8 protein-coding genes are annotated in these 14,243 nt (G+C 61.7%); 4 read left to right on the top strand and 4 right to left on the bottom strand.

Going from position 1 to position 14,243, the window contains the following annotated elements; genetic code table 11:
* Positions 1–39 precede the first annotated feature (39 nt).
* From JNK74_00875 to JNK74_00865, 3 genes are all read left to right on the top strand, one after another.
* On the top strand, positions 40–1,440 hold the full coding sequence (locus tag JNK74_00875; protein ID MBL7644718.1) for an MATE family efflux transporter: 1,401 nt from the start codon (positions 40–42) through the stop codon (positions 1,438–1,440).
* 185 nt (positions 1,441–1,625) lie between these two features.
* The gene (amt, locus tag JNK74_00870) at positions 1,626–4,754 is read left to right on the top strand and encodes an ammonium transporter (protein ID MBL7644717.1); all 3,129 of its coding nucleotides are present in this window, start codon (positions 1,626–1,628) and stop codon (positions 4,752–4,754) included.
* Complete coding sequence (locus JNK74_00865) at positions 4,751–6,334, top strand: DUF3369 domain-containing protein (GenBank protein ID MBL7644716.1); 1,584 nt, start codon at positions 4,751–4,753, stop codon at positions 6,332–6,334. Before amt ends, JNK74_00865 begins: the two co-directional genes overlap by 4 nt.
* Positions 6,335–6,403: 69 nt before the next feature.
* On the opposite strand, the gene JNK74_00860 is transcribed toward JNK74_00865, so the two are convergent.
* The 4 genes from JNK74_00860 to JNK74_00845 all read right to left on the bottom strand — a co-directional run bounded on the left by JNK74_00860 (position 6,404) and on the right by JNK74_00845 (position 13,367).
* Positions 6,404–8,575 carry an acetylxylan esterase gene (locus JNK74_00860; GenBank protein MBL7644715.1) on the bottom strand — a complete coding sequence of 724 codons (2,172 nt, stop codon included), beginning with the start codon at positions 8,573–8,575 and terminating at the stop codon, positions 6,404–6,406.
* A gap of 295 nt (positions 8,576–8,870) precedes the next feature.
* Entirely contained in the window at positions 8,871–10,598 is a 1,728-nt protein-coding gene (locus JNK74_00855) for a thioredoxin family protein (GenBank protein MBL7644714.1), read from the bottom strand.
* 165 nt (positions 10,599–10,763) lie between these two features.
* Positions 10,764–11,735 carry a Gfo/Idh/MocA family oxidoreductase gene (locus JNK74_00850; protein MBL7644713.1) on the bottom strand — a complete coding sequence of 324 codons (972 nt, stop codon included), beginning with the start codon at positions 11,733–11,735 and terminating at the stop codon, positions 10,764–10,766.
* 198 nt (positions 11,736–11,933) lie between these two features.
* Positions 11,934–13,367 carry a Gfo/Idh/MocA family oxidoreductase gene (locus tag JNK74_00845; protein MBL7644712.1) on the bottom strand — a complete coding sequence of 478 codons (1,434 nt, stop codon included), beginning with the start codon at positions 13,365–13,367 and terminating at the stop codon, positions 11,934–11,936.
* A gap of 183 nt (positions 13,368–13,550) precedes the next feature.
* Between JNK74_00845 and JNK74_00840 the strand changes: the two genes are divergently transcribed.
* Entirely contained in the window at positions 13,551–14,057 is a 507-nt protein-coding gene (locus tag JNK74_00840) for a hypothetical protein (GenBank protein ID MBL7644711.1), read from the top strand.
* Positions 14,058–14,243 lie beyond the last annotated feature (186 nt).

The raw sequence follows: 14,243 nt of genomic DNA, 5'->3' as shown, positions 1-14,243 counted from the left end.
AAATCCACCCGCCCTCGACGGCAGTTGAAGCCCTGTTTCATGAGAAAATTCGACGACGAATTGATTTCCGGCAATATTGTCTGGTCCGTTTGGAAGCTGGCGTGGCCCGTCACGCTGCTCAATCTGGTCAACGGCCTCCACGGGATGGTGGACCACATCCTCGTGGGACACTACATTGCCTCTGAGTCCAATGCGGCCAACGCGGCGATTGGGGTGGCCTGGCAAGTATTCCTGGTCATTGTCGTATTCATCGCGTCCCTCTTCCACGGAATGAACGTGCTCATATCCCGCTATGCCGGCCGGCAGGATCGGGAGAACATGAGCCGCGTGGCCTATGAAGCTTTTCTCGCATCCGTTTACATTCTCGTGTTCATCGTGGCACCGGCGGGCTATTTCCTGGCGCCCCACCTGCTCGATCTCGTGGAGGCTCCGCCGGAGGTGCAGGTGCATGCCCTTCCCTATCTGCGCGTGCTGTTCGTATTCGGCGCGCCACTCTTCCTGAGCTTCATGTTCACCGGAGCCTTTCAGGCCACGGGCGACGCCAAGACGCCTCTGGTGCTCGGAATATTGGCCACCTTTCTCAATGTGGGCATCAGCGCCGTGTTGATCACGGGCGCGGGCCCTTTTCCCGCGCTCGGCGCTGTGGGTGCCGCTCTGGGCACGGTACTCGCCCCTCTGTTCACCGTATCCATTTCCATCGCGCTGGTGCTGCGGCGGAAGATGCTGATCCTCCCGCCCGAACACTATCGCCTGATGCCGGACTTCGCCACGATGAAAGTCATCGCGCGCATCGGGATTCCCACGGGCATTCAGGGGGTGTTGCTCAATATCGGCGGGACCCTCGTCATGCGGTTTCTCGGCGCGATGGAAGCCGGAATTTCCGCACCCGCTCTGGCGGCCTATACCATCTGTTATGCCCAGTTGTTTTCGCTGATCACCTGGACCAGTTTCGGGCTTCGGGCCGCCGCGGGGACCTTAATGGGTCAGAACATCGGCGCGGGGAAGCATGAGCGCGGAAAAAGCGCCGTCCGCGTAGCCGCAACTTTTGGTGGCGCCTGGGCCGTGCTGGTGGGCGCCGTCTTCTGGTGCTACCCCACGGAATTGCTGGCCGTCTTCGGAGCCAGCCATGGCCCGATCGTACCCATCGGCGTTTCATTGCTGCAATACCTGACCTTCTCGGGCGTGGTCATTGCGGTGGCGCTGGCGCTGACCGGCGGGCTCCAGGGCGCGGGCGAGACCAAGCTGCCCATGTACATCGCGTTCCTCACCCAGATCGTGGTGCTGCTGGGCATCTGCTGGTGGTATCAGTGGCATCAGGCCCTCACGCCCCAGCGCGTCTGGATGGCTATTCTGATCAGCCATCTAAGCCGACTTTTCTTGACCTGGCTGGTCTTCCGCACGGAGAAGTGGGCGCATACGGTGGTGGAGCTGGACGACTGATCCGCTGCGGCGCGTGATCGACGATTGCCCCTTCCCGGTTCCAGGCCCCGCTCCCGTCTCGGCACATTTCCTGCTCCCTGTTGTGTCAGGCAATGGAAGTGGACCGGAAGATTACCCTCGCGTACGGATTACCCCGCAAATCCTACTTTCGGGTATGGTTTTTCCTGTCCAGAGCGAGGAGAAGCATGTCCCAGGAGCAATCGGATATCCTCTGGATGTTGGTGACGGCGTCGCTGGTTTTTATGATGCAGGGGGGCTTCATGTGCCTCGAAAGCGGGTTCACGCGCTCGAAAAACAGCATCAACGTCGCCCTCAAGAACTTTACCGATTTTGGCATATCCTTTTGCCTGTTCTGGGCCCTCGGATTCGGTCTGATGTTTGGCGCGACCCGGGGCGGCTGGGTGGGCACGGATTCCTTCCTGCTGCCCTTCGAGACCATCGGTGAATGGCGCACCGCCTTTTTCTTCTTTCAGGCGATGTTCTGCGCCACCGCCGTGACCATACTTTCCGGCGCGGCGGCGGAGCGCATGCACTATTTGAGCTACTCCCTCGTAGCGTTAATCGTGTCGGGGCTGATCTATCCCGTATTGGGGCATTGGGTCTGGAATGGCGCGGACGGTGCTTCCGGCGGGGGCTGGCTGGGTAATCGGGGCTTCGTGGACTTCGCCGGTTCAACCGTGGTTCACAGCGTGGGCGGCTGGGTGTCCCTGGCGATCCTGCTGCTCATCGGCCCGCGCCAGGGCCGCTTCCCGGAAGGCGGGCCGCCCCAGCGCATCACCGGACACGATCTTCCCATGAGCGTGCTGGGCGCGCTTCTGCTCTTTTTGGGCTGGTTTGGGTTTAACGGGGGCAGCACCCTGACCCTGGACGCGAGCGTGGCGCGCATCGTTGCCAACACGGCGCTGGCGGCCTCCTTTGGCGGCATCACGACGCTGGCCATCGGCTGGACCCTGCGCAAGCGTCCGGACGCGGAGCTGGTGATCAACGGAACACTGGCGGGCCTGGTGGCCATTACGGCAAACTGCCACGCGGTCACGGCGTCGGAGTCTCTCGTGATCGGGAGCGTCGGCGGCATGATCATGCTCGCGCTGGAACAGCTTCTGGTCCGATGTCGTATCGACGACGCCGTGGGCGCGATTCCCGTGCACCTCGGGGCGGGCATCTGGGGAACCCTGGCGGTCGCCCTCTTTGGCGATGGGGCGCTCCTGAAAACAGGCCTGGATTTTCAGGGGCAGCTTATCGCCCAGAGTCTGGGGATCGCCGCCGCCGCCGTGTGGGCTTTCGGGGTGACGTTTCTCATCTGCTGGCCGCTGAACCGGATATTTCCCTTCCGCGTATCCGCGGAAGCCGAAGAGCAGGGACTGAATTTTTCCGAGCACGGCGCGACGACCGAGTTGATCGACCTGCTTCAAGTCATGGAATCACACGGGCGCACGGGCAACCTGAGCGCGCGGGCGCCGGTGGAACCTTTCACGGAAGTCGGGCAGATAGCGCGACGCTACAATCAGGTGCTGGACTATCTCCAGAAGGCCGTAGCCCGCTCAGATCATATTGTGCGCGATATTCAAGACGGTATCGTTACGTTTACGCACAACGGACTGCTCACCAGCCTCAATCCCGGGGCCGAGAAGCTCTTCGGCTATTCCATGGCGGATGCAGTGGGACGGCCGATCGGCCTGCTGCTCGCCGCCGAAGCCGGGGGTGGGCCGGTGCAACTCGAACGCTTCCTGTCGCAGGACAGCAACGGGCGTCCACCGCTGATCTATGGGGTCCGCGGGAACCAGGAGCGCTTTCCGGTGGACTTTCGCCTTTCCCGAAGCGGCTCCGGGGGTGCTTATGAATACACCGGGCTGGTGAAAGACGTGACCGAGCAACGCCTGGCGGAAGACGCCCTGGAGGCGAGTCGCGATCGGATACGCCGCCACAACCAGGCGCTCACCTCGCTTGCCCAGACCCATCGCGAATCCGCCGGCAATTTCGACGTGCTGCTGCGGACCATCGCCTACGAGTGCGCCACCTCTCTTGAACTGGATCGCGTATCGGTCTGGCGCATCATGGAGGACGGCAAGCGCCTGGCGAATGTCTATGTGCTGGCGGGGACCGGGGGCGTGCTGCAGGATATGAAGCGCCCCGAGCCGGTCGAGTTTTCCGAGGCATTGCGAAGCGCGGTCCATGGCCAGCGCATTATCAGCACGGACGACGCGATGAACGATCCGCGCACCGAGAGCCTTTGGAGCGCCTACCTCAACGAGTATGACACGACCGCCATACTCATCGCCCAGATCAACCTGGGGGGTGAATTGCGGGGGTTGATGTTCTTCGAGCATGTGGGTGGCCGGCGCCCCTGGTTTCCGGAGGAAGCGCAGTTTGCCGCATCGGCCTCGGATTTCCTGGTGCTGGCCTATGAAGAGGCCGAGCGGCGCTACGCGCAGGACGCCCTGCGCGAGATTAACGAGTCGCTGGAGGTCCGCGTGTCCGAGCGTACGCGGGCGGTGGAGCAGTCGAATCGTGAGCTCCGCGAGACGCTGGAGAATCTGGAGCGGACGCAAAACAAGCTGATCACCTCGGAGAAGATGGCCGCGCTTGGGGAACTGGTGGCGGGTGTGGCCCACGAGATCAATACGCCCGTGGGCGTTGCGGTGACCGCCACATCGCACCTGCAACTCAAAACGCGGGAGCTGCTCGACCGCTTCGCGAGCAACGGCATGAAGAAGTCGGACCTGGACAATTACCTCCGGATCGCGGGCGAATCCACCACCATGCTCATGACGAATCTCACCCGGGCGTCGGAGCTGGTGCAGAGTTTCAAGAAGGTGGCGGTGGACCAGTCCAGCGAGGCCATGCGGGTTTTCGATCTCAAGCAATATGTGGGCGAAGTGCTGTTGAGTCTCCAGCCCAAGCTGAAAAAGACGAAGCACGAGATCACGCTGGAGTGCCCCGAGGGTCTTGAACTGAACACCTACCCCGGCGCCCTGTCACAGGTGATTACCAACTTGATCGTAAATTCCATGATCCACGCTTACGAACCGGAAGACGCGGGGCAGATCCTGATGCGATTCGCCCCGGAAGGCAAGGAGTTGCTGTTCACTTATCGGGACGACGGCAAGGGCATTCCACCGGAGTATCTGGGGCGAATCTTCGACCCCTTCTTCACCACGCGCCGCGGCACGGGCGGCAGCGGGCTGGGGCTCCACATCCTTTACAACATTGTTTCAAGCCAACTGCAGGGAAGCATCCATTGCGAGAGTACGCCAGGAGCGGGCACGACCTTCTACATTCGCATGGCAACCACGATTGAGGACCATGAAGTATGAGTCATTCCCCAGATATCCTCCAGGAAGACCATGATGACTTGATGTTCGCCGATGACGACGGGGCGCCGCTTGCGGATCCGCAGGGGCATCCGTGGAAGGTGCTCATCGTCGACGACGAGCCGGAAGTGCACAACGTGACCCGGCTCGTGCTGGACGGATTTGTATTCGACAACCGGCCTCTGGAGTTTGTCAGCGCCCACTCCGCCGCCGAGGCGCGGGTCTTGCTCCAGGCCCATCCCGACGCCGCGATGGTGCTCCTTGATGTGGTGATGGAGACCGAGAATGCCGGACTGGAACTGGCCCAGTACATTCGGGAAGAGCTGCACAATTTCAACATCCGGATTGTGCTCCGCACGGGCCAGCCGGGCCAGGCGCCGGAGGAGCAGGTCATCCTCAACTATGACATAAACGATTACAAGGCGAAGACGGAGCTGACCGCCACCAAGCTCTTCACCACGATGGTGGCTTCCCTCCGCTCTTATCAGCACCTGCAAACACTCGAAGCCAACAAGCGGGGCCTGGAGACCATCCTCCATGCGTCGTCGTGCATCTTCGAAACCCGCGCCATGGAGCAATTCTCCACCGGGGTGCTCACCCAGCTCACCGCCCTGCTCAACCTCAAGGAAGATGCGCTCTACTGCAAGACCTCCGGCTTTGCGGCCACCTCCAGCGACGGCACCCTGCGTATTGTCACGGGCACAGGGATCTACTCCGATTTCGTGAGCCATGCGGTGGAGGATCTCAGCGACGAGGATGTGCTCACCTGCCTGGCGGAGGCTCGGAAACAGCGCAAAGAGCTCCACCTGGATGACAACCGCTATGTGGGCTATTTCCGATCCGAAAGCGGATCGGAGAGTCTCCTTTACCTCAAGGGATGGAAGGGGCTCGACGAATGGGACCAGTACCTTTTGCAGATCTTTTGCAAGAACGTGGCCATTGCTTACGACAACATCAGTCTGAACGGCGAGATACTCGAAACGCAGCGGGAGATCATCTTCAAGCTTGGTGAAATCGTGGAGACGCGATCGCGCGAAACGGGAAATCACGTCAAGCGCGTGGCGGAGTACTGCGCACTCCTTGCGCAGAAAGCGGGCCTCGGGCGCGACGAGACCGCCGTGCTTCGCTTCGCTTCGCCCATGCACGATCTCGGCAAGATGGCGATTCCCGATTCCATCTTGAAGAAGCCGGGCAAGCTTAACGACGCGGAGATGCGGCTCATGCAAACCCACACCACCGTGGGCTATGAAATGCTCTGCCACAGCAAGCGCGAACTGCTCGGAGCCGCGGCCACCATCGCCCTGCAGCACCACGAGCGCCCGGACGGGGCGGGCTATCCGAACGGCCTCGCGGGCGAGGAGATCCACGTATTTGCCCGCATCACCGCGATCGCGGACGTCTTTGACGCGCTAGGCGTGAAGCGCGTCTACAAGGAAGCCTGGCCGCTCGACCGCATTCTGGACTACTTCCGCGAGCAGCGGGGAAAGCAATTCGACGACGCGCTCACCGGGGTGTTTCTGGACAATATCGAAGACTTCATCGCCATCCGCGACGCCTTTCCCGACGTACCCGCGGAGGAGTGACGAGTAGCGGTGGCACCCGGCGTTTCATGCGAGAGTCAGCCGCTCAGGTACGTCTTTTCGGCCGAGTTGTTACTCCGCTTCCGCTTGCTTCAGACACTGCTCAACCCATCCTTCAAAGGTGTATTCCGGTCCCGGCGGTGCGTCTGACGGAAGACAGGCGAGGGTGGCCGGAACACGGTACATCGCATCCACGTCGACGACGACTGTGCCCCGTTCCCGTTGTTCGGTGTTATAGAGTTCTTCGATTTTCTGGCCCCGTGCCGATACCCAGTCGCCATATTTTATGGTCGCAATGTCGGATGCCGGCTCGGTTCCTGCCAGGTGTTTCTCCATCCATTGCAGCGCACGGGGCGTGAGGAAATAGGGCCGGTGGCATGCGCCCTCCTCCCAGGCGGTCTCCAGCACGTGGGGCGTGCCGGATGTGGCGAGCAGTGCTTTGGCCGCCGCCACGTTTTCTTCGGTGAAGCGCTGGAGCGCCGCGCCGCCTTCGCTGTGATCGATCACCGAGTCTTGCGTGCCGTTGTAAATCAGCATGGCGGCGTGCGGCGCGGCAAGTGCGGTCATTTCGGCGAAGGTCATTGCTTCCGAGAAGTCTTCATAGGGCACCTGGGAGCAGGGCTTGCCCCACTCCACCGCCAGTTGGGTGAAACCCCAGCCGGTGATGATGGCGCTTTTCACCCGCGGGTCGAGCATGGTGAAGGGCCCCGCGCTGGAGCCTCCGAGGGAGTAGCCCACGACGCCCAGTCGGCTCGGGTCGATTTCCGGTCGCGATTCGAGGTAGTCCGCGCCGCGCATGAGGTCCCACACGATCTTGCCGAGGACCGATCGCTTCATCGTGTTCTGCATGAAGGCTGCCCGCTCCTCTTTCGGCAGATGGTAGAGGTCGTGGCCGCGCACGCCCATCTTGCGCTCGGGGTGGCGTTCCTCTTCGCCGATGGTGTCGATGACCAGCACGGCAAATCCGTTCTTCGCATAGAGTTGTCCGGCATATTGTGCATAGAGCGCGGACTTCGATCCGCCATGGCCGCACGCCACAATTATCGCGGGCGCGGGTTTCGCCGACTCGGGAAGATAGAGTAGCGCGGTCACGCGGGAACCCGACTCGCTCGCGAAGGTGACGGATTCGATCGCGTAGCCGTCACCGGGGGTAATCCGGTGCGTCTGCGACGCCAGGGGCACCCGCTCGGTGGGCAGGGTGAGGGCCCGCGCCATCTTTTCGCGCAGTTCCACCGCGCGCGCGGGCCACGCGGAAGGTAACGTCCTGGGGCCGTCCCAGCGCGCGGTGCCGATGGCGAAATACTTGTTTACAAAGGGCGGGGCCTTCCGTGAGGCATACCACATGCGCCACGAGCCGTCGTCCAGCTTCAGCACGGATTGACTCGTGGTGTAGTGAGACTCCCAGGACCGCGATTCGTCGGGTTTGAACACCGGGTTGGTCGGCGATTTTGTCCACGTGAGTCCATCCCCGCTCGTGGCCACGCCGATCGCGGTGGTGTTCTCTCTGGCGGTCCAATAAGACCCATACCATAGTATAAACTGGTTATCGTGCTTGATGACGGCGGGATAAAACAGTCGACCCTTTTCCCACGGCTGGTCGATAACAAGGCAGGGTGTTTCCGTGCGCTCCCAGGTCTTGCCGTCGAGGCTTTTCGCATGTCGCACGATCCAGGGATCTGCGGAGACGTCGCTGTACCACATGCGATAGACGCCACCCTCTTTGAGAATTGTCGGCGCGTAGATACCGTCGAATTGCGCGGGCGACGGCGCGGACCAATGAACGCCGTCCGCACTCGTGCTTTCATGAAGGGTGTGCACACCATCGTTCGCCGCGAAATCGGTGGAGGCGAACCAGAGCCGTAGTTTGCCCTCCTCACGCATGACGGCGCCGTTGGTGCTGCGGAGCAGCGTCGGGGTGAGAATGGAGTGCTTACCGTCCCCAAAATCGAAAACCGGCTCGGGCCGCTTCTCGAAGTGGATACCGTCCGTGCTCATGGCCAGGCCCATCTGGAAAACCCGATTGGCCACGTCCTTCTGGGAGCCGCAGTAATACATGGAGAACACGCCGCGCTCTTCCATCACACAAGGCGCGAAGAGATGGGTGTCGTCGAAGGCGCCGGGTTCACCGAGGGAAATCACTGGCGCGTCTGTATCGCGGATCCAAGTCTGGTTGTTGAGATCGGCCGCATGGGAGAGCGTGCATATCGCGAGAAGAAGAGAAGTCGGGATCAGATGTAGATACATTGCAAGACTCCGTAAATGGGAAGTCTCGTTATACACGACGGTTACCACGGGGTGCCACCCGGGAGCGCGGGTTTTCCTACCCGCGCATGCAACGACGTTGCATAAATAGAGGGAATCGGATGCGCCGTCGGCGCTTACACGGGTAGGAAAACCCGTGCTCCCGATTTTTTGGGAGCATACAAATAATCCGGGCGTCCCGCAGTCGTCGCCGAACTGTGGATCGTCGCGACACTACCCTGGTCTCCAATTGCTATGGACCATTCGACGGCGACTGCGGCGCGCCCGGGGAGCCGCGTTACTTCAACTTGAGCACCCGATAGGCGGGCATGCCGATGACGCCGTAGTATTCCATGATCTCTTTGGTGGGCGAGAGGTCGGGACGCTCAGCCTGGTATTTGATCTTCACGAAGCCTTCCAGCTTCTCGATAACGGCGGGATCTTTCAACGTGGTGGCGTCCATCTTAAGACAATTCTTGCACCAGGTCGCCCAGAAGTCGATGACAACCGGCTTGCCGGTGGCTTTGGCTTCGGCGAGCCCCTCTTCGAGGCTGGTGTACCAGCCTTCCTTTACACCTTCGGAGGCCGTCGTATCGACGCGCATGAGGGTCCAGGCCTGGTAGCCGTAGTAGATGGCAAAGCCGATGATGAACACGCCGAAGGCCTGCTTCACCCGCACCATCCACATGCCGGGCTTGGGCATGACCGAAAGTCCCGCGCCGACGAAGGGCCAGGGCAGGGCCATGCCCACGCCGAGAAGGAAGGGAAGGGCCAGGGCGAGCGTATTGCCCTGGCTGTAGCTGTCCTGCGCGAAGAGGATGGTGGAGATGACTACGGGGGCCACGCAGGCGCCCGCGAGGAGCGCGGAGATGCTGCCCATGGCGAAGGCGATACCGAAGCTGCCCTTCTCGTTCTTGCGAATGCCGAGCTTCGCCTGGAACTTGGTGAAGTCGATCTGGATGAGGTCAAACATGGCGAGGCCGAGCACGATGAAGAGCGCGGCAATGAGACCGTTGAACCACGGCGTGGCATTGATGGTGCCAAAGGCCGAGGCGAAACTCAGCATGACGGCGAGGCCCAGCAGGCCATAGACCAGGGACATCCCCGCGCCGTAGGCTCCGCCGAGCGCAAAGCCTCGGCCGCGCGAGCCCGCTTTGGCGCCTGCGCCGATAATGGCCACATTGATGGGAATCAGCGGCAGAACGCAGGGCGTAAGGTTGAGCGCGAGTCCGCCGCCGATGATGAGCAGGATGATCAGGCCCCAACTCTTGCCCGCGAAAGCGCCGTTTTCCGATGCGGCCTTACCGGAAAGAGACGCGTCGAGAAAGCTCAGAAAGCCATCCGTGTTCTCATAGCCTGCCTTGCCCACCACGTTGAATTGATCCGCCAGGGACTTCCAATCCCCCGCTGCGGGAGCCGGCGTCGCTTCCGGCGCGGGAATGGTTTCGGGGATTGTTTTCGCCGGTGCGGCTTCGGGGGCCGGAGCGGCCTCCGCGCCTTCGGGCCACTTCACCTTTGAAAAGAGCTCCGGGTTCGCCGGTGCTCCCGCCTCGCCAACCTGAACGGTAATTTCCACCGGTAGTTTCGCGGGCGGGAAGCACATTTCATTGTTGCAGGCTTGATACTTCAATTCCCCCGCCAGCTTGTGTTCGCCCGGTGCGGTGTCGGCGGCGATCTGGAGAACCACGCCGATATGGAAAGTGTGCTCATAGACCGCGAGCTTGTCCCCCGCGAGATCGAAGAGGATATGCTCGGGGTAGACCGTATTCGCGAGTGTGATGCCGTTCGCCGGGGCGACGGTGAGTTCGGTCGGAATGAGAAACTGGTCGAGAGGCTTGTGGGCGTTGACATGCCAGGTATCGCCCAGATTGAAAGTGAGCACGGCGCGCACCGCGCTACCCGCCGGGGCCGAATTCTCGACCGTGGCGGTGTAGGTAACTTCAGGGCCCTGGGCGGAGGCCACAAGCGCTGTGACCACCATGGCCATCATTGGAAAAATTCGGAAAGTCCAGTGGTTCTTGGGCATATCGGTTCCAGTGCTTGACCGCCAAAGGCGGGAAGAGTGCGTTGGGGTGAAATCGGGCGCCACGCGCTTTGCCTGGCGGGCCCCCAGGGTTGCGTCCAGTATATTCGCGCTGGGTAACGGCGCATGTCAAGCCGAGTATTGGCCTTGAAGTACTCGGCCGGCCAGTCAGACCGGTTGTCCCGTTTCGCCCGATGACCAGCGCGCCCAATAGTCCATCGCGCCGCTCACGGCCTCCTGGGCGATACAGGCCGCGCGGAGTCGCGCGCTGGATTCTTCCCGTTCACCCGCTATCGCGGCGGCGAAGCGAGTCAAGTCCTCGGCGAGATTGGCCTCGTCCGTGGCGGGGGGCAACTCGATTTGATCCAGCAGTCCGCGCATAAGCGAGGGACCCTTTGGCCTGTCCCCACACTCCAGCACGACGGTTGCGCCGTTGCCATAGCGCAGCGTCATCAATACCCGATCCGGTGTGGATTCCGGATCGCCGTGGAATACACCACCGAGCGCGGTGGCCCGCTCCGGCGCCTCCCAGGCCAGGTGATGGTGGAGCGGATAGAGCATGTTGAAGATCCGCCGCGCGGCGGGCCCGTGGGTGCGGGTCCGATCACGTTGCCACGGTTTATCCTCGTGCGATTCAACCCGGATGGCGTTCGCCTGAATCCAAAGGGGCGCGCCTGTCCGCGCCCGGGCGTCTTTCGCCAAGGTCCAGCGGAGTACTTCTCCGGGCGCCATACCCACGTGGAGCACACGCTCCCGTTCGCACGCCAACGCGGCGAGACGCCGGGCTTCTTCGCCGGTCCGGGTAAAGGGCGGCAAGACATAGACATGCTTGCCCGCATGCAGCGCCGCAGCGGCCATCTCGGCATGGAGGTGGTCCGGCGTCGCAATGAATATGGCGTCAAGATCGTCCCGTTGTACTAGCGCGGGCCAGTCGCGCGCCGTGGCCACGAGGGGCGGCGGCCCAATGGTACGGGCGGCGATGGCCTCCATCACAAGCCGTCCGCCCGTGCCACCGCCGATCAGGCCTGCGCGCAGCGGCGGTGCGGCGTGGCTCCCGGATTGCGTCGAGACCAGTGTGGCCAGGGCGCTGGTGGCGATGAAAGCGCGGCGGGAAAAGCAGGTTGGGTCGTGCTGTGCCATGAGCGATCTCCAGGTTGTGTTACACCCCCAGCATGGCGATAGCGTCATCGAAATGCAAGGCAACATCGGACGGATCGGACCGATCTGACCGATCTGATCGGTCTGATCGGTCTGATCGGTCTGATCGGTCCGATTCGCCTGATTTTCGGCACAGAAAAAGCGCCCTCCCGCTGGAGGGCGCTTCCGATTTACTTCAAATTACCCGCGGAAGTAGGGGGCCTTGAGGCTCCAGCCGTTCTGGTATTCGCGGTAGGCCCACTCGTTGGCCGTCTTGACGGCCTGCTTGTCGTTTCCGGTGAACTTCTGCGCTTCCTTGTCCCAGCCGAGTTTCGCGCCGCCCGCCACGTAGGAGCAGGTGCCCAGGTGGCAGAGACGGGTCGTGTTGTGAATGACTTCCACGGTGGAGATGGGGTCTTCTTTGCTGCGGACGCAATTGGCGAAATTTTCCCAGTGGGGCTCGTTCAACTGGCTCTCGCCCGCTTCCTTCGCTTCGATGGGTTGCTCACGCAGCAGGGGTGCGCCGCTGGCATCCTTGCCAACATTGTTCATGACGGGGAAAACTTTGTAGCCGCCGCGGGAAACTTCCAGCGTACCGAGCGTGCCATAGAACTTGATGCCGTGGCTGTCGTCGCCGTTCCAGACGCGGTTGGTAAAGCTGATGGTGAAATTGTCGAACTCATACAGCACATCAAGGGTGTCGGGCGTGGTGCGGTTGTCCTGAAGGACCCACTTGCCGCCCGTGGCCACCACGCTCTTGGGCTGGAGCGTCGGCTTCTTGTCCTCGTTTTCCATGGCCCAGAGGGCGATGTCGAGAAGGTGCGCACCCCAGTCGGTTACTTTGCCGCCGGAGTAATCCAGGAACCAGCGGAAATTGTAGATCCAGCGGTTCGTGTTAAAGGGCTTGTGTTCCGTCCAGCCCTGGTGGAAATCCCAGTCGAGGCCCTGAGCTTTGTATTTCTCGATGTCATCCTCGCCCATGCCGATGCCTCCGACCGGATCCTTGTCGTGGATCCACGTCTCCACACGGTGCACCGAACCGATGTAGCCGCTGCGGACGAGCTGCACCGCTTCCTGGAAGTGGGCGCCGCTGCGCTGCATGTTGCCCGCCTGGAAGACCACGTTGTTGCGGCGCACCGCCTCCACCATGGCGGCGCCTTCGGCGATGGTCGTGGCGGCCGGCTTCTCGCAATAGATGGCCTTGCCGGCGTCGGCGGCGTGCAGGGTGCACAGGCAATGCCAGTGATCCGGGGTCGCGATAACGACCGCGTCGACATCTTTGTTGTCGATCACTTCGCGGAAGTCATGGTGCTTGGAGGGGTTGACCCCGGGCTTGCGGCTCGCCATGCCGTGGGCGCGATCAAGGTTTTTCGCATAGAGATCGCAGAAGGCGATGGGCTGCATGTCACTGCGCTTGAGTACGAAAACCATGTCGGCGGTGCCCATGCCGCCGAGACCGATGTGGCCAGTGCGGATCATCTCGTTGGCGCCCAGAATGGTGGAGGGGAGAATGGACTTGTACACTCCAGCTCCCGCGGATTGGGCGGTGACGGCGGCCGCGGTGCCGACGGCCGCGGTCTTGATGAAGCTGCGGCGGCTATCCGCGGAGACGGGCTTCTTGGGTGTGTCTGACATAACGTTGACTTCCTCCAGCCATTCGGAAACGAAGGCCATACAGTTGGTGAACAAAACAAGGCATGATACTCCGCTCACAAAGTCCATTTCAAAAGGAAAAAGCGGGCCGGGTAATCTATTGGCAGTTCTGCGAAGGCTGTGGTACACTCGCACCGTAAACCGGGAGAAAGGAGCCGAAGGCCCATGGAAGAACTCATTGCCCACTTTCAGGAAAATGCCATGGGGTATGGCATCGGAGCGGTCTGCGCCGCGCCGATCATCTATGTGACCCGCAAGTACTCCGTTCCCTTTATCCTGTACATCCTTGAGTTCTCCATTTATGCCACGGCCATGCACGTGGTGTTCTGGCTCCTTGTCGTAGTCACCAAGTGGTTCAAAGAACAGTCTTCCATGCGGGCCCTTCGCGAAGACGGCAAGCCGGAAGATGCGCCGGAATGGGCAACCCCGCTTCTGGAGTTCTGGAAGAAGGAGGACTACAACCCAAGCTGGATCTGGATTGTCGAAGTGGTCTTCCTCGTGATCATCTTGCTCCTCATGTGGCGCTATCGCCCCATGAAGATTCAGCGGAAGCCCAAGCGGGCCACCCAGGAGTTCGGCAAGAGCAGCGCACGAGCCGGCACCCCGGCCAAGCCGGGCGTAAAGGGCAAGCCCGGCGGCTTTGGCTCGTCCAAGGGCCGTTACGGGCGCTGAACGGCGCTGCGGTCCGGCGAACGCAGTATTCCGGCTATTCGTGGTAATCGCATGCCCGCGCTATGCGCTTTTCCTCCAACGGCTTGCTTCGCGCTTGCCCCGTGCCCAATCGGGGAATCAGTTGACAAAGGCCCTTCCACATTTTCCGGTGGCGGTGTATAATAAAGTCAGGCTGCGGGTGGGTTG

Source organism: Candidatus Hydrogenedentota bacterium, from assembly GCA_016791475.1.
Classification (GTDB): Bacteria; Hydrogenedentota; Hydrogenedentia; order Hydrogenedentales; family JAEUWI01; genus JAEUWI01.
Note: the sequence above shows the minus strand (reverse complement) of the source record. Positions and strands in the feature narration are given on the sequence as shown.